The sequence below is a fragment of the Pseudarthrobacter phenanthrenivorans genome (assembly GCF_000813845.1).
GTDB lineage: Bacteria > Actinomycetota > Actinomycetes > Actinomycetales > Micrococcaceae > Arthrobacter > Arthrobacter phenanthrenivorans_B.
Genome location: NZ_JWTB01000013.1, coordinates 48,779 through 64,515, shown reverse-complemented (window position 1 = coordinate 64,515; position 15,737 = coordinate 48,779). Strand labels below are relative to the sequence as shown.

11 protein-coding genes and 3 tRNA genes are annotated in these 15,737 nt (G+C 68.1%); 9 read left to right on the top strand and 5 right to left on the bottom strand.

Features of this window, described 5'->3' with window-relative positions; all coding sequences use genetic code 11:
* Positions 1-348: 348 nt before the first annotated feature.
* The 5 genes from RM50_RS07185 to RM50_RS07165 are packed head-to-tail and all read left to right on the top strand — an operon-like array spanning position 349 to position 7,393.
* Positions 349-1,389, top strand: coding sequence for a universal stress protein (locus RM50_RS07185; RefSeq protein WP_043451277.1), 1,041 nt, complete (start codon positions 349-351; stop codon positions 1,387-1,389).
* Between the two features lie 44 nt (positions 1,390-1,433).
* Positions 1,434-4,286, top strand: a complete 2,853-nt coding sequence (locus tag RM50_RS07180; protein WP_043451274.1) for a PEP/pyruvate-binding domain-containing protein — start codon at positions 1,434-1,436, stop codon at positions 4,284-4,286.
* Positions 4,287-4,343: 57 nt separating this feature from the next.
* Positions 4,344-5,471 carry a LolA family protein gene (locus RM50_RS07175; RefSeq protein ID WP_052260035.1) on the top strand — a complete coding sequence of 376 codons (1,128 nt, stop codon included), beginning with the start codon at positions 4,344-4,346 and terminating at the stop codon, positions 5,469-5,471.
* Positions 5,472-5,487: 16 nt separating this feature from the next.
* Positions 5,488-6,510, top strand: a complete 1,023-nt coding sequence (locus tag RM50_RS07170; protein ID WP_043451272.1) for an ABC transporter ATP-binding protein — start codon at positions 5,488-5,490, stop codon at positions 6,508-6,510.
* The gene (locus RM50_RS07165; protein ID WP_052260024.1) at positions 6,500-7,393 is read left to right on the top strand and encodes an ABC transporter permease; all 894 of its coding nucleotides are present in this window, start codon (positions 6,500-6,502) and stop codon (positions 7,391-7,393) included. Before RM50_RS07170 ends, RM50_RS07165 begins: the two co-directional genes overlap by 11 nt.
* Before the next feature lie 54 nt (positions 7,394-7,447).
* On the opposite strand, the gene RM50_RS07160 is transcribed toward RM50_RS07165, so the two are convergent.
* The 5 genes from RM50_RS07160 to RM50_RS07140 form a co-directional block, all read right to left on the bottom strand.
* The gene (locus RM50_RS07160) at positions 7,448-8,938 is read right to left on the bottom strand and encodes a C40 family peptidase (protein WP_043451270.1); all 1,491 of its coding nucleotides are present in this window, start codon (positions 8,936-8,938) and stop codon (positions 7,448-7,450) included.
* A 184-nt stretch (positions 8,939-9,122) separates the two neighbouring features.
* Entirely contained in the window at positions 9,123-10,037 is a 915-nt protein-coding gene (locus RM50_RS07155) for a cation diffusion facilitator family transporter (RefSeq protein ID WP_043451268.1), read from the bottom strand.
* 9 nt (positions 10,038-10,046) lie between these two features.
* Positions 10,047-10,508 (bottom strand): metallopeptidase family protein, encoded by a 462-nt coding sequence (locus tag RM50_RS07150; protein WP_043451267.1) that lies wholly within the window; start codon positions 10,506-10,508, stop codon positions 10,047-10,049.
* Positions 10,509-10,536: 28 nt separating this feature from the next.
* Positions 10,537-11,457, bottom strand: a complete 921-nt coding sequence (locus RM50_RS07145; protein WP_156133853.1) for a DMT family transporter — start codon at positions 11,455-11,457, stop codon at positions 10,537-10,539.
* A gap of 91 nt (positions 11,458-11,548) precedes the next feature.
* Positions 11,549-12,565: a PHP domain-containing protein gene (locus RM50_RS07140; protein WP_043451264.1), complete on the bottom strand. Its 1,017-nt coding sequence runs from the start codon at positions 12,563-12,565 to the stop codon at positions 11,549-11,551.
* A 164-nt stretch (positions 12,566-12,729) separates the two neighbouring features.
* On the opposite strand from RM50_RS07140, the gene RM50_RS07135 reads away from it, so the two are divergent.
* The 4 genes from RM50_RS07135 (at position 12,730) to RM50_RS07120 (ending at position 15,676) form a co-directional block, all read left to right on the top strand.
* Positions 12,730-12,802: transfer RNA gene (locus tag RM50_RS07135), tRNA-Glu, on the top strand.
* A 90-nt stretch (positions 12,803-12,892) separates the two neighbouring features.
* Positions 12,893-12,966, top strand: a tRNA-Asp gene (locus tag RM50_RS07130).
* Positions 12,967-13,014: 48 nt separating this feature from the next.
* Positions 13,015-13,090: transfer RNA gene (locus RM50_RS07125), tRNA-Phe, on the top strand.
* Positions 13,091-14,077: 987 nt separating this feature from the next.
* A complete protein-coding gene (locus RM50_RS07120) occupies positions 14,078-15,676 on the top strand; it encodes a glycoside hydrolase family 68 protein (RefSeq protein ID WP_043451262.1) in 1,599 nt (532 codons plus the stop codon).
* Positions 15,677-15,737 lie beyond the last annotated feature (61 nt).

Below are 15,737 nucleotides of genomic sequence, written 5' to 3'. Positions count from 1 at the left end.
GGAACGGACGCAGAGCATGGCCCGGGAGCGTCCTTGCAGGAAGATGCAGTCGGCGTCCCGGACCAACAATGTCCTGAAGACTACAGAACAAATGCGGCCGTGGATAGCCCAAAGAAGAAAACATTCCGGAGCGCCTGAACGCGGTTTCCGCTGCCCCCGGAAGTGCCTGTGGATAACCGCGGCGGGAGGGCGTTGAACAGGCTTGCTAAGGCCTGGTGGACGGAGAATAGTTGAAAACGGAAGATGGTGCTTCCTGGCCGTAACGCCGGTGGCCGGGGTGCACGGGGAGCAGCCCGTTTTCTGGCAGAATAGCCGCAACATCAGGCGTATCGCGAGGAGGCGGCCCCCATGGGCTCACGAGAGTTGCACCCCGACCCGGCATGGGACGGCGGTGATGCGCCTGCCGGTCCGCAGGGCATCGTGGTTGGTGTCGACGGCTCGGAACACGGCCAGTGCGCCCTGGTGTGGGCTGCGCGGGAAGCCCAGCGCCGCGGCCGTCCGCTCCATATCGTCACCGCCTACTCCGTGCCGATCTTTGCCGCGTCCGGCCTCGACGGCGGCTATGCAACCGTTGATGATTCCGTCATCCGCGAAGGTGCAGAGGCGATCGTCCGGCAGGCCCTGGAAAAGGTTGCCACCTACGACGTCGACGTCACTTCCTCTGTCGAGAACGGCGACGCCGCCGGAGTCCTGCTGGAGATCTCCGAAACCGCTGAGCTCCTGGTGGTCGGTACGCGCGGCCGCGGCGGCTTTGTCGGCCGGCTCCTGGGATCGGTGAGCAGTGCCCTGCCCGCCCACGCGAAATGCCCCACCGTGACCGTGCCCCTGTTCTGCTCGGACCGGCTGGGCGAGACCATCGAGGACCGCCGGATCAGGGCGGAGCAGGCCAAATCCGGCCACCGGTCGGTGGAGAACGTGGTGGTGGTTGGCGTGGACGGCTCTGAGCAGGCGCGGGTCGCGGTCCTGGAAGCAGCCGACCAGGCGCAACGGCTGGGCGCGGCGCTTCGTGTGGTCTGCGCAGTGCCGCAGTACAGCGGCTCCCTGGCATGGGTCCCTGCGCCCATGGACCGGAAAGCCCTGTTCGAGGACATCCGGGTGACCCTGGACGCCGGCATGGCCTGGCTCCGCAGCCACTATCCCCACTTGCAGGCCGACTACGAGCTCAAGGACGGATCCCCCGTGGACGTGCTCGTCGAGGAAAGCCGGCACGTGGAACTCGTCGTGGTGGGCACCCGGGGCCGGGGCGGCTTCACCGGGATGCTCCTGGGGTCAACCTCCGACGGCGTTCTCCACCATGCCAAGGGCCCCGTCATGGTGGTCCCGGACCGGGAGGACCCCCGCCTGGCCGACCGGGCGCGGTTCGGCCCGATCCTCGGCGACGCCGCCTGACCCGCCGGCCGGCCAAGGCAGACAGGACATAAGGCGCCCGGGACATGGAACGGCAGGGATCTGCATCAGAAGCCGCCGGCACGGAAACCGGCCTGGTCCTGGATCTGCGCCGGCTCGACGCCGCGATGCTCCCACTGGTGGGCGGCAAGGCAGCCAACCTCGGTGAACTGCTGTCCGCCGGGCTGCCGGTCCCCGGCGGTTTCTGCCTCTCCACGGACGCCTACCGGCAGTCCGTCGGCGTCCCGGGTTCCCTCCTTCCCGGGCTTGCCGAGGCCAGCGCCGCCCTCGCCGCCGGCGGTCCCGCCCTGGAACCCGGCCGGCTCAACGAACTTGCGGCAACGGCACGGGCCGCGATCCTGGCAGCCCCGATACCCGGGCCAGTGGCGACCGCGGTGGAACAGGCCTACACGGCCCTGGGCCCCGGCGTCCCGGTGGCGGTCCGCTCCTCGGCCACCGCGGAGGACCTGCTGTTCGCCAGCTTCGCCGGCCAGCAGGACACCTACCTGAACGTGGTGGGGGTTCCCGCGGTCCTTGACGCGGTCCGGCGCTGCTGGGCGTCGCTCTGGACAGACCGGGCCACCGCCTACCGGGCAACCCTGGGCATCGCACCGGCAGGCGTGGCGCTTGCGGTGGTGGTCCAGCGGCTGGTTGAAGCGGAGACCGCGGGCGTGATGTTTACGGCGAATCCCCTGACCGGCAGGCGGCGGCAGGTGGTGATCGATGCCGCCCGGGGCCTCGGGGAAGCCGTGGTCTCGGGGACGGTCAATCCGGACCATTTCGTGGTGGATGGGCTGACCGGCAGGGTCCTGGAACGGAAAACCGGCGGTACAGGCATGGAGGTGCGGCCACTGCCCGGCGGCGGAACAGAAACCCGGGAGGTAACGGCACCCCTTCGCGGGGGACAAGGGGGCGGCGCCGCCTGCCTCACAGACGTGCAGGTGGCGGCCCTGGCCCGGCTGGGCCTGCAGGCGGAAGCGCATTTCGGCGCTCCGCAGGACCTCGAATGGGCCATCGACCCCGCGGGCACCATGTGGCTCACCCAGTCCAGGCCGATCACCACGCTGTACCCCGTCCCAAAAAGCAACGGCGCCGCAGGCACCGTCCCGCCGGGCAGGTATCCCGTTTCCGGCACCAGGGCATACCTCTGCTTCAGCCTGGCCCAGGGGCTCACCCGGCCACTCACGCCCATGGGCCTCGCGGCCGTTCGCCTCATCGCCTCGTCGGTGGCCACGGCCGCCGGCTTCCCGGTCCCCGATCCCCGGCGCGGACCATCACCGTACGCAGAGGCGGGGCAACGGATCTACATCGATTTCACCACCCCCCTCCGCAGTGCCATAGGCCGCCGGTTCGTTCCCAGGGTGTTCGACGTCATGGAAGCGCGGACGGCCGCCGTCATGCGCCAACTCTTCGACGATCCCGCGTTTTCGGTCACCACCAGGACGCCGTTCGGTCTGCTCCGCCATGTCGTGCCGGTGGCGGCCCGGGCCAAGGTCCCCGCTGCCCTGATAGTGGCGCTGGTCCGTCCCGCCGCGGCCCTCCGCAGGATGGACCGTTTCACACGGGAATTCGAGGCATCCCTGGCACCGGCTGCCCCGGCCGGCCCCCTGGCCCGTCTTGACCATGCCGAATCCCTGCTGGGCTCGCGGCTGTTCCAGATTGTCCCGGCCATCCTGCCCCTTCCAGCCCTGGGTTTCGCCATGCTGGCGGCAGCGGGAAAACTCCTGGGCAGTAATGCGTGGAATGAATTGCAGCCCGTGATCCGCGGCCTGCCCAACAACATCACCACCCAGATGGACCTGGAACTGTGGCAGTTGGCCGAATCGATCAGGGACGACGCCCAGTCGCGGACAGCGCTGCTGGCCGGCGACCCCTCCGGCCTGGCGGTGGCTTTCGAGGCCGGCCAGTTGCCGGCGCGCCTGGAGGCCGGGCTGACCCGGTTCCTGGACCGGTACGGCCACCGGGCGGTGGCGGAGATCGACGTCGGGCAGCCCCGATGGTCGGAGGAGCCGGCCCATATCCTGGGCATCCTGGCAAACTACCTGCGGCTGGACAACCCTGCCCTCGCCCCCGACATCCAGTTCAGCAGGGCCGCCGAGGACGCGGAAGCGCAGGTCGACCTCCTGGTTGCCCGCGCTGCCGCGCACGGCAGGCTCCGCGGACTCCTGGTGCGGGCCGCCCTCCGCCGCGCGCGGCTGTACGCCGGCCTGAGGGAACTGCCCAAATACCACCTGGTTAACGGGCTGGCGGAAGTCCGCCGGCAGCTGCTGATGGTGGGCGGGGAACTTGCCCGCGCGGGCAGCATCGAACGGCGGGATGACGTGTTCTTCCTGGATTTCGCCGAGACGCGCCAGGCCTTGACCGCGAACGGTGCCGGTGACGGCCACGCCCTGGACCTGCGGGCACGCGTGGCGGAGCGGCGGGAGGAATATGAGCGTGAGCTCGGACGCCGCCACATCCCCCGGGTGCTGCTCTCTGACGGTACCGAACCCGAGGCGGTGCGCACCGCCGTCGGGCATGTCCCGGAAGGAACCCTTGCCGGGAGCCCTGCATCGGCAGGAACGGTCACGGCGGCTGCGCGGGTCATCCGGGATCCCGTCGGCGCCCGCCTCGAACCGGGGGAGATCCTGGTAGCCCCGTCAACGGACCCCGGCTGGACACCGTTGTTCCTGACCGCCGGCGGCCTGGTCATGGAAATGGGCGGGGCCAACTCGCACGGTGCGGTCGTGGCCAGGGAGTACGGCATTCCGGCCGTTGTCGGAGTCCCGGACGCCACCATCGCGATAGAGACCGGGCAGACAATAACGGTCGACGGCGGTGCGGGCACCGTTGTGCCGCACCATCCGGGCGCCGGGGATGGAAAAGTGCCCGCGGACGCAGACCCGGCTGCACGGGCGTAGTCTTTACCTATGGGCTCCAACAGGCTGGATTCCAGCGGACGCTTCCACCATTTTCAGGTGCAACGAACCAGCACACCAGGCCGCAGGCCATGGCTGGGATGGCTGCCCGCCGTCGCGGCTCCGGTGGTCATCGCCGCCGGCGCGCTGGTTGGGTCCCTGCCGGCGGGGGCCAGCAACCCACTGCCCGCCAAGACTCCCGCCCAGGTCCTGGAACTGGTGGCCAGCCACAAGGTGGACAGACTCTCGGGGACCATTGAGCAGTCCGCGGATCTCGGGCTGCCGGAGCTGCCGGCCGCCGGAAAGCCGTCGGCGCCTGCCTCCGCGGGCAGCGTGGCATCCGCCATTGAACTGCTGACAGGCAAGCACACGGCGCGGATCTACCTCGACGGCAAGGACAACGCCCGGGTGCAGGTGATGGATCAGCTGGCCGAACGGGACATCGTCCGCCATGGCAGCGACGTCTGGTTCTATTCCTCAAAGGACAACACCGCTGCGCACCTGGCGCTGCCGGCGGACACGCAGGACCCGCCCCATTCCCGGGACCGGCAGGGTGAACCGGGCATGCACAGCCCGGACGAACTGGCCCGGCAACTGCTGGCCAAGGTCGACGCCAGTACCGCCGTTTCCGTTGGCCCGGATGTTTCGGTGGCCGGGCGGGCCGCCTATAACCTGCTGATTGAGCCCCGCACGGACGCAACCCTGGTGGGCAAGGTGGCCATCGCCGTCGACGGTGAAAACGGCCTGCCCCTGTCCGTCCAGGTCACCGCCCGCGGTGCGGGCGGGCCCGCTTTCGTCTCCAGGTTCACCAGCCTCTCGCTGGACGCCCCGGACGCGTCGGTCTTCAGCTTCACCCCGCCGCCGGGCAGCACCATCAAGGAACTCCCGGTCCCTGACAAACCGCACCAGCCCGTTCCGGGCCATGACCCGGCCGCCATGGACCACCATCCGGACGTTTCCGTGACCGGAACCGGCTGGGAGACCGTGGTGGGCACGCCGCGTGGATCAGCGTCGGCCGCCGGGCAGCTGCTGCAGGACCCGCTGCTGGCCCAGGCTGCCGTCGCCGTGCCAGGCGGACGGCTGCTTTCGACCGCCCTGCTCAACGTCCTGATCACCGACGACGGCCGGGTCTTCGCGGGGATGGTGCCGGCGGAGAAACTGCAGTCGGCAGCAGCAGCGGCCCAGTAAATGGCGGCTCAAGCCAGTGGCTGAACGGGGGAGTGCGGGGGAAGCCGGGGCCGGCCCGGGCAACGCCGCCCTGGCCATCGAAACCCGGGGCCTCAGCAAGCACTTTGGCCGGCAGGCCGCCGTCGACGGCGTAGACCTGGCCGTGCCGCACGGAACGGTCTTCGGCTTCCTGGGGCCCAACGGCTCCGGAAAGACCACCACCATCCGTATGCTGCTGGGCCTGGCCGCCGCGTCCGCCGGAACGGTCCGGCTGCTGGGGCAGGAGATGCCGGAGAAGCTGCATGACGTCCTGCCCCGCGTGGGCGCCCTGGTGGAGGGGCCGGCCTTCTACCCTTTCCTATCGGGCGCGGCGAATCTGCACCGGCTTGACGCCGCCGGCCCGCACACCGTCCCCTCCACCCGCAAGGCCAGGGTTGATCGGGCCCTGGAACGCGTCGGACTGGAGCATGCGGCAGGCAAGCGGGTGCACGCGTACTCCCTGGGCATGAAGCAGAGGCTGGGCATTGCCAACGCCCTGCTGTCGCCACGGGACCTGCTGGTGCTGGATGAACCCACCAACGGGCTGGACCCGCAGGGCACCCGGGAAGTCCGGAACCTGGTCCGGTCCTTGGCCGGCGAGGGCACCACCATCTTTGTCTCGAGCCACCTGCTGGCGGAGGTGGACCAGATGTGCAGCCATGCGGCAGTCATGAGCGCCGGAAAGCTCGTGGCACAGGGGCCGCTGGCCGAGTTGCGGCAGGCCGGCAGCGCCCGCCTCAGGCTGCTCACGCCCGACGCCGGCGTGGCCCGGCAGGTCCTGGCCGGGCTCGGGCTGGCACTGGAACCGGGCCACACCGGGCAGGCGCGCCCGCAGCCGGACGGCGAAACGCTGGTCGCCGCGCTGGCGGCCGCTGCCGGGCAACAAGCGGTGCTTCCCGAGGATGTTGTGGCGCACCTGGTCCAGGCCGGCGTCCGGGTCCGGGGCTTCGCCGTCGAACGTGAAAGCCTTGAAGACCGCTTTGTTGCCCTCACCGGGGAAGGATTCGACGTTGCCCAGTAGTGTCCCCGCCGGGCTGCCCGGAGCAGCCGGAGCAGCCGGAACCGCCCAGCCGGCCGCCGCGCCGCGAACGTCCGGGCTGTCCCTGCTGGGTTCGGAACTCAAGGTCCTCTTCGGGCGCCGCCGGACCTGGGCGCTGCTGGTGGCGCTGGCCGCCATTCCGGTGCTTATTGCCATCGCCGTGCGGGTCTCTTCCACGGTGCCGCCGGGCCGGGGGCCGGCGTTCCTGGACCGGATCACGCAGAATGGCCTGTTCGTGGCCTTTACCGCAATGCTGGTCTCCGTTCCGTTGTTCATGCCACTCGCGGTGGGCGTGGTCGCGGGGGACACCATTGCCGGGGAGGCGGGCCTGGGGACCCTCCGCTACCTCCTGGTGGCCCCGGCCGGCCGGGTGCGCCTGCTCCTGGTCAAGTACGCCGGCGCCCTGGCGTTCTGCATTGTTGCCCCGTTGACCGTGGGCGCCGCCGGCGCAGCCATCGGCGCGGCGTTGTTCCCGGTTGGTCCGGTGACCCTGCTTTCGGGCGGGGTGGTCCAACCGTGGGAGGCGGCCCTGCGCATCGTGCTGATCGCCGGCTACCTGGCCGTGTCCCTTGCGGGCTTGTCGGCGATCGGGCTGTTCCTGTCCACGCTGACCGTGGTCCCGGTGGGGGCGATGGCTGCCACCGTGGTCGTCTCCGTGGTTTCGCAGGTCCTGGACCAGCTTCCCCAGCTGGAGTGGCTGCACCCCTGGCTCTTCAGCCACTACTGGCTTGGCTTCGGGGACATGCTGCGCCAGCCCCTGGTCTGGGATTCCTTCGCCAGCAATGCCCTGCTCCAGGCAGGCTACGTGGCGGTGTTCGGGGCGCTCGCTTATGGCCGGTTCGTCACCAAGGACATCCTGAGCTGACGACGGCGGCCCCAGCATGGGTGCCTGGAACCGGCCGGGCTGATGCGGGGCTGATTAGAACCGTGCCGCGTAGGGCCACAGGTCCATGCCGACCATGGAGCTGATGGTGGAGACCGTAATCCCTTCCTGCGGATTCAGTGCCTGGACCACCTGGCCGTTACCGAGGTAGATGGCCACATGGTAGAAGTTCGGCGCCGAACCCCAGACCAGCAGGTCGCCGCGGCGGGCCTGCGAAATGGGGACGTGGACCGGGGCGGCGGCATACTGCTGCGAGGCAGTGCGCGGCAGGTACTTCCCGGCTGCGGCGAACGCATTCTGGACCAGGCCGGAGCAGTCAAAACCGTACGGCCCGGTGCCGCCCCACTGGTAGAAGTACGGCGCGCCCACCTTGCCCATGGCGACGGAAATGGCGGCCTCATACGTGCCTGCCCCGGTCGCGGGTGGAGGCGTGGGCGCCGGAGCGGGCTCCACCGGACCGGGAGCCGGGGCAGGAATAACTGGAGCCGGAGCCGGAGCCGGAGCCGGAGCGGGGGCGGGTGCAGGGGCCGGAGCGGGTGCCGGTGCCGGTGCCGGAGCGGGTGCAGCAGGCGCGGGAGCAGGTGCCGCCGGGGCCGGCGCGACAGGGGCGGGTGCCGCGGGCCGCTGGTTTTGGGATGCCTGGTCCTGAGCGGCATTCCCACGGGCAGCGCTGTCCTGTGCCGCCTTGTCCTGGGCCGCCTTGTCCTGGGCCGCCTTGTCGGCGGCGGCGGACAGCGCGGCCAGGCGGGCCTCTTCGCGCTGCCGGTCCAACGCATCCACGCGGGCCGATTCCAGCGCCACGGTGGTGTTGCGCAGCTGTGCCAGCTGGTCCACCAGCACGGTCCGCTGCGCCTTGGCATCCGCGACGGCCTTCAGCTGGGCGGCGTTCGCCTGTTCTGCCTCGGACTTCCGCTGTTCCGCGGTCTTCGCCGCATCGTCGGCGGCCTTTGTGGCATCGTCGGCGGCCGCGGTCAGGGAACGGTAGGCGGTGGCCGCGGCGTCGGCCGCTTCAAATGCCCGGCTCCGGCTGGCAGAAAGTGCCTCGAGGGTGGCCGCCTGCTGCAGGCTGTCGCCCCCGCCCGCCAGGCTTCCAAGGGTGGGGTTCAGGCCGCCGTTGCGGTAGAGATCCCCGGCAAGCTGTCCCACCTTCTTCCGGGTCTTGTCCTGCTGTCCGCGGGCCGCCGAAGCCTTCGCGGCCGCGACAGAAGCCGCGTCGGTGCGCTGCTGAAGCTCCACCAGGGCTTCGCTGTAAGAGTTGTTGGCCTGCATGGCCACCGCGAATGCCGCCTGCTGGGCTGCGGAGGCATCAGCCAGGATGCGCTCGATGGAGGCCACCTGGTCCGCTGTTGCGGACTCGCTGGCCTTCGCTGCCGCGATGTCTTCAGGCGATGGGATCTCAGGCGACGCCGGAACGGCCAGCGGCGAGGATGCCACCGGGACAGCGGCAGCAGGCGTGGCAACGGAAGCAAAAAGGACGACGGCGGCGCACAGCACGGCCGTCCTGCGGCCGGATCCGGATAAAGCCATCTGCAGAGACCTCGCAACATTCGGGCTGGGAGTGAGGTTCTGGATGTGGCACGACGGTGCCCCTCAGCTGCTCGCCAGCAGTCCGAGGTTACGTGACGTTATGCACATAAGCAACAGCAGTCACATCAATAACATAAACCACAACTGTGTCATTTTCGTGGGAACTGACCGGCGCGTGTCGGATTCAGGCATGCTGGTTGGCTTCATGCTCGGAGTGGCTTGCCGGTTCCAGCTGGAAGGTGCAGTGGTCGGTGTCAAAGTGGGAGCCCAGGCAGCTGATGAGCTTGTCCAGCAGCTGGTCCGCGCCACGGGCGTTGAGGACGCCGTCATCCACCACAACGTGGGCGGAAAAGACGGGAACACCCGAGGTGATGGTCCAGATATGGATGTCGTGTACGTCGGTCACGCCCGCCACTGACAGGATGTGTTCGCGGATCATCTGCACCTCCACCCCTTTGGGGGTGGCTTCCAGCAGGACGTCCACCACGTCGCGCAGCAGGCTCCAGGCCCGGGGCAGGATCATCAGGGCGATCAGGACCGAGGCGATCGTGTCCGCCGCCTGGAAACCCGTGAGCTTGATGACTGCCGCTGCGGCGATCACGGCAAGGGAGCCCAGGAGGTCGCCAAGGACTTCCAGGTAGGCGCCCCGGATGTTGAGGCTTTCCTCCTGCGCCGTTCGCAGGACCAGGAGCGAGGCGAGGTTGGCCGCGGCACCCAGGATGGCGGCAAACAGCATGATGTCCGTTTGCACCAGCGGCGGTGCGCTGAACCGGCGGACCGCCTCGGTAAAGATCACCGCGGAGATCACGATCAGGATCAGGGCATTGGCCAGCGCCGCCAGCACTTCGGCGCGCTGGAAGCCGTAGGTCCGCTGGTCGCTCGCCGGGCGTCCCGCGATCCAGGCCGCCATGAGGGCGATGGTGACGCCGGCGGCATCGGACAGCATGTGGCCGGCATCTGCCAGCAGCGACAGCGATCCGGAAAGTATTGCGCCCACCGTCTGGATGACAACCACACCAAGCGTGATGCCCAGGACGGCCACGAGGCGTTTCCGGTGCCGCCTGGTACCGGTGATTCCGTGGCTATGGTCGTGTCCCATGGCTACAGGCTAGCCCCAGCCCAGCTCGTGCAGCCGGTCATCCGGGATGCCGAAATGATGCGCGATTTCGTGCACTATCGTGACAGCGACCTCGTGGATGACGTCGTCCCGCGAGGCGCAGATTTCCAGGATGGGTTCGCGGAAGATGGTGATCCGGTCCGGCAGGGAGCCGGCGTCCCACCACGAATCGCGTTCGGTCAGGGGAACCTCCTCATACAACCCCAAAAGCACGGTGTCCGGGTCTTCCCGGGGGCCTGGCGTGTAGTCGTCGTCGATAAAGACCGCCACGTTGTCCATGGCCTGGGCCAGGCTGTCCGGGATGCTGTCCAGGGCATCCTGGACGGCCGCCTCAAAGTCGTCCGGGGACATGGTGAAGCGGGATGTTCCCTGGGAGGGCACAGGTTTCTTAGCGGCAGGCCCATCCGGCCCGGAGGGGATGATCGGCAGGCCCGGCGGCAGGCTGGCTGGCATACTCCGACTTTAGCCCCACACGGCAGCGTCAGCCCCGGATCCTCCGCCGGGTCAGTCCTACTCCCACCAGGCACACTAGGCCACCCACGAGTCCCCAGGCTGTGGGGATTTCACCGAGCAGCAGCCAGGAGATCAGGACAGTGGTTCCGGGCACCAGGTAGGTGGTGGCCGCCAGCTTGCCGGCGTCCACCAGGGAAAGCGCGTAGGCCCAGGTGGTAAAGGCGATCGCTGTGGGAAAGACCCCCAGGTATGCCAGGCCCCAGGTCGCCCCGGGCGGAGCCAACTGCACCTCGGACGCCAACTGTCCGGCAAACGGCAGGCAGCACAGCGCCCCCACCACGATGCCGAACCAGGTTGCCTGAGCCGCCGGAAACTTCCGCACCACCGGCTTCTGGATGATGACGCTGACGGCGGCGAGCACCGCCGCCAGGAGGCAAAGCGCCACGCCTGCCAGGTCCGCCGTCGGACTTTCCCCGGGAACCCGCGGCCGTCCGGACCCCAGGGCGATCAGCGCCACGCCGGCGAACGCCACCGTGCTGCCGATGAGCAGCCAGCGCGGGAACCCCTCTTTGAGGAAGAATCCGGCCATGATGGCCACCAGGATGGGGTTGACGTTGATCAGGAGGGCGCTGGTTCCGGCATCAAGAATGTGTTCGGCGGCATTCAGGGCGACGTTGTAGCCGCCAAACCACATCACCCCGTACGCGATGATCGGCAGCCATTCCCGGCCCTTGGGCAGCAGCCGGCTCCTGAGCATTTGCGGCACCACCAGGAACGCCAGGACGACGGCGGCCACCGACAGTCTGCCCAAGGTCAGCGGGCCGGGGGAGAAGTGCGGGCCAATGGCCCTGATGCCGACGAAGGCAGAGGCCCACAGCACCACGGTCACCACCATGGCCGCCACGCCGAGGGCCTTGACGGGGGCGGGTGCCACGGCCGGAGGTTTCATTCGGTTCTGGGCAGGGTGGGCTGAAGGCATAAGACCAATCTACGGCCGGCCAGGGCGCGGGGCTGGCGGGAATCGGCCACGGCGGTCCCGCCTAGGTTTGGCTGGCCCAGGCCAGCAGCTTGTCCACGGGCCAGGTGGTGATGATCCGCTCGGCGGGTACGTGGTTGCGGGCTGCCCGCTCGGCGCCGTACTGCAGGAAATCCAGCTGCCCGGGCGCATGGGCGTCGCTGTCGATCGAAAACAGGCACCCGGCATCCAGCGCAAGCTGGATCAAGGCATCGGGCGGATCCTGCCGCTCGGGACGGGAGTTGATCTCCACTGCCACATTGTTCTCGGCGCAGGCTGCAAAGACTTCCTTGGCGTCGAACTCGGAAGGCGGCCGGGTTCCGCGGGTGCCCTCCACCAGCCGGCCCGTGCAGTGGCCCAGCACATTGGTCTGCGGGTCCTGGATGCCGCCGAGCATGCGCTTGGTCATGGTCTTTCGGTCAGCGCGGAGCTTCGAGTGGACGCTGGCCACGACGATATCCAGGCGCTCCAGCAGTTCCGGCTCCTGGTCCAGGTCACCGGACTCCAGGATGTCCACCTCGATCCCGGTCAGGAGCCGGGTTGTCCCGCCGCCGTCGTTGATGCCCGCCACCACATCCAGCTGGTCCCGCAGCCGGTCGGGCGAGAGCCCGTTGGCGATAGTGAGGTTGGGGGAGTGGTCAGTCAGGGCCAGGTACTCCCTCCCCAGCACCCCCGCAGCGGCAACCATCAGTTCAATGGGGGAGCCGCCGTCGGACCACTCGCTGTGGCTGTGCAGGTCGCCGCGGAGCGCCTCCTGGATGTCAGCCCCGCCGGGGGCGAGCGGCTGCGCGCCCTTCTCGCGGAGGTCGGCGAGGTAGTCCGGCACTTCGCCGTCCACTGCCTGCCGGATCACGGCGAAGGTCCGGTCACCAATGCCCTTCATGGACTTAAGCCGTCCGCTCCGGGCGCGGTCGGCCACTTCCCCGGGCGGCAGCGCACTGATGGCGGCCGCCGCCTTGCGGAAGGCCTGGACCTTGAACGTGGCGGCGCGTCCGCGCTCCAGCCAGAAAGCAATCTCGTTGAGTGCTGCGACGGCATCCATCCGTCCATCTTTACGCGCCGGGGCGGGAATTGGCGCGGATTTCCGCCGATTTTGGATAATTCCGGCAGAGGCCCTATAGTTTTAGAGTCCAGTTCGGAGAAACGCAAAGGACAAAGACGGAAAGCCTCGCTTCTCGCCTTTTATTTTGTTCCGAACGGGTTCTGGCCCCCATCGTCTAGCGGCCTAGGACACCGCCCTTTCACGGCGGCGGCACGGGTTCGAATCCCGTTGGGGGTACGCAAGGAACTGGTCAAACAGGCTAAAAAAGTCTGGTAGGCTGGAAGCCTTGAAAAAAGCGGTAGAGATACCGTGAAGCAAGAAACGCAAGGCCCTGTAGCGCAGTTGGTTAGCGCGCCGCCCTGTCACGGCGGAGGTCGCGGGTTCAAGTCCCGTCAGGGTCGCTCTGATTGTTGGAAGTAATTCCGGCTCTCATGGTGACTAGTCACCTAGGCTCTGTAGCTCAGTTGGTAGAGCGTTCGACTGAAAATCGAAAGGTCACCGGATCGACGCCGGTCGGAGCCACCACTGGGAAGCATCAGTTCTTCGGAACTGGTGCTTTTCTCATTTAAAGCCTCCCTTCGGACCGGCCCCTTCCTGCTCCGGGTTGCGGTCCGCCCCGCGCTCCTTCACCTCTCCCAATCCTGACGCCGCCCGCACTGGCCGCCTGCCGCTCGTGCCTGCCGCTACCGGTCTTGTTCGCGGATCAGAACCTTGAAGATTCGGATCCGCGAACAAGACTCTGACGCCGTTGCATGCCAGCCGCGAGGATCCACTCGCGACCAGGCTGCTTCGCGGCGACACGGAAAGTCATTCGCGCCCCGCGTATTCCCCGACGACCCCGACATAAGCGGGGCGGAGGTGAATCTGCGCGGCGAAGGCTCCGTTGCGGGTCGACAACCGGGAACGTATGCGGCATGCGGGGGAGCCTTCCCACCACCCGACTCGATCCGTGGGTGGGTGATCCGTGGCTGGAAGTGATCCCGCCGCATCCGGCCGCCGGCGTGGCAGAGGTGCGTGGTGGGCAGTATCCGCCGGCGCGGCAGAGGTGCGTGGTGGGGCCGCATCCGGCCGGCCTGGCCATGATGCGTGGTGGCCGGGCAGCCAGCCGGCACCGCAGTCGCGGGCATCACATCAGGAGCGTGACACAGCCAACAGCCGACCTTTCCCGCAGAAAAAACTTTGAGCGGTGGCTGAAACATTTGACCCCCGCCAAACCGTTGTGGCACGCGCGCGCGTTGGGTTGCGTAAGCGCTTGCACCTACCCGCCGGTATCCCGGTTTTCCGCTTTGAAACAGGGTTTGAATAACGCTGCGGCCTCTGCCTAGCGTGGGAGCGGCCAAGGGAAAGCATGCTTTCCTTTTGGCCCGGGGCCCCACCCAGGCCCCGCTCCTCCCCGACACACAACGGCGTCCCCGATGGCGCCTGCGCTGTTGCCGGGCCGCGGTTGGTTTTGGGGTTATGGGCATCCGCCCGTCTTCCACGAACAGTTACAACTCCGCGAGAAGAGCACCAATGCACAAGCACCCCCAATCACCCCGGACGCTGCGGTGGCGTTCTGCCGCCGCAGCCCTGGCGGCTGCCGTGGCTGCCTCGGCCTTCCTGGCCGTCCCCCCGGCCCAGGCCAACGAGCCGTCGGACCCGCCGTCGGTCGGGCAGCTGCCGGCCCCCACTCCCGGTTTCGCCCTCCCCACCACGCACACGCAGCAGTCTTTCGACCCGGCGTCGGACTTCACCTCGAAGTGGACGCGCGCAGACGCCAAGCAGATCATGGCGCAGAGCGACCCCACCGTGGCTCCCGGCCAGAACTCCATGAGCCCCGATGTCACCATGCCGGAGATCCCCGAAGATTTCCCCGCCATGAATGACGACGTCTGGGTCTGGGACACCTGGTCCCTGACGGATGAAAACGCCAACCAGATCAGCTACAAGGGCTGGGACGTCATCTTCTCGCTGGTTGCCGACCGGCACGCCGGCTACGGCTTCGACCAGCGCCACTGGAACGCCCGCATCGGCTACTTCTTCCGCAAGACCAATGCCGATCCGGCCAAGGACAAGTGGAACTACGGCGGCCACCTCTTCCTGGACAACACCTCCATCGGCAACACCGAATGGTCCGGCTCCACCCGCCTCATGCAGGGCGACCATGTGAACGTCTTCTACACGGCAACCACGTTCCACGACGTGGCCGAGCGTAACGCCGGCGGCGGCGGGATCGCCCCCGACGCCGCCATCGCCAAGGCCTTGGGCAACATCCACGCAGACAAGAACGGCGTCAGCTTCGACGGTTTCCAGCACACCAAGCTGCTGGAGCCGGACGGAAAGATGTACCAGACCAAGGCCCAGAACCCGGGCTTTGCATTCCGCGACCCGTACACGTTCGCCGACCCCGCCCACCCGGGCAAGACCTACATGGTCTTCGAAGGCAACACTGCGGGTACCCGTGGCGATTACCAGTGCAAGGGCGAGGACCTCGGCTACCAGCCGGGCGATCCGCATGCCGAGAGCCTGGCCGACGTCCAGAACACCGGCGCCAAGTACCAGACCGCCAACGTGGGCCTCGCTGTGGCCGACAACAAGGACCTCACCAAGTGGTCCTTCCTGCCGCCGATCCTGTCCGCAAACTGCGTCAACGATCAGACTGAGCGCCCGCAGATCTTCATCCAGAATGAAAACGGCAAGAACAAGTACTACCTGTACACAATCAGCCACCAGTTCACCTATGCGGACGGCATGCGCGGACCGGACGGCGTCTACGGCTTCGTTGGCGACGGCATCCGTTCCGACTACCAGCCCGTCAACAACAGCGGCCTGGCGCTCGGTTCACCCACCGACCTCAACCTGCCGGCGAACAACCCGAGCGGTACCATCTCCGGCCAGCAGAACGGGCGCCAGTTCCAGGCCTACTCGCACTACGTGCAGCCCGGAGGCCTGGTGCAGTCGTTCATCGACAACGTCAACGGAGTCCGCGGCGGTTCGCTGTCGCCCACCGTCAAGATCAACTTCAGGAACGGCGTGACCCAGGTGGACCGCAGCTTCGGCCGGAACGGTCTCGGCCCGTTCGGCTACCTGCCCACTAACGTCAGGGTCGGCGGCGAAGGCCTCTACAAGTAGGCCGGCGTACAAACCTGAATAGACTGCGGCCCGCGCCGCATCGCCGCTGACACAGGCGGCA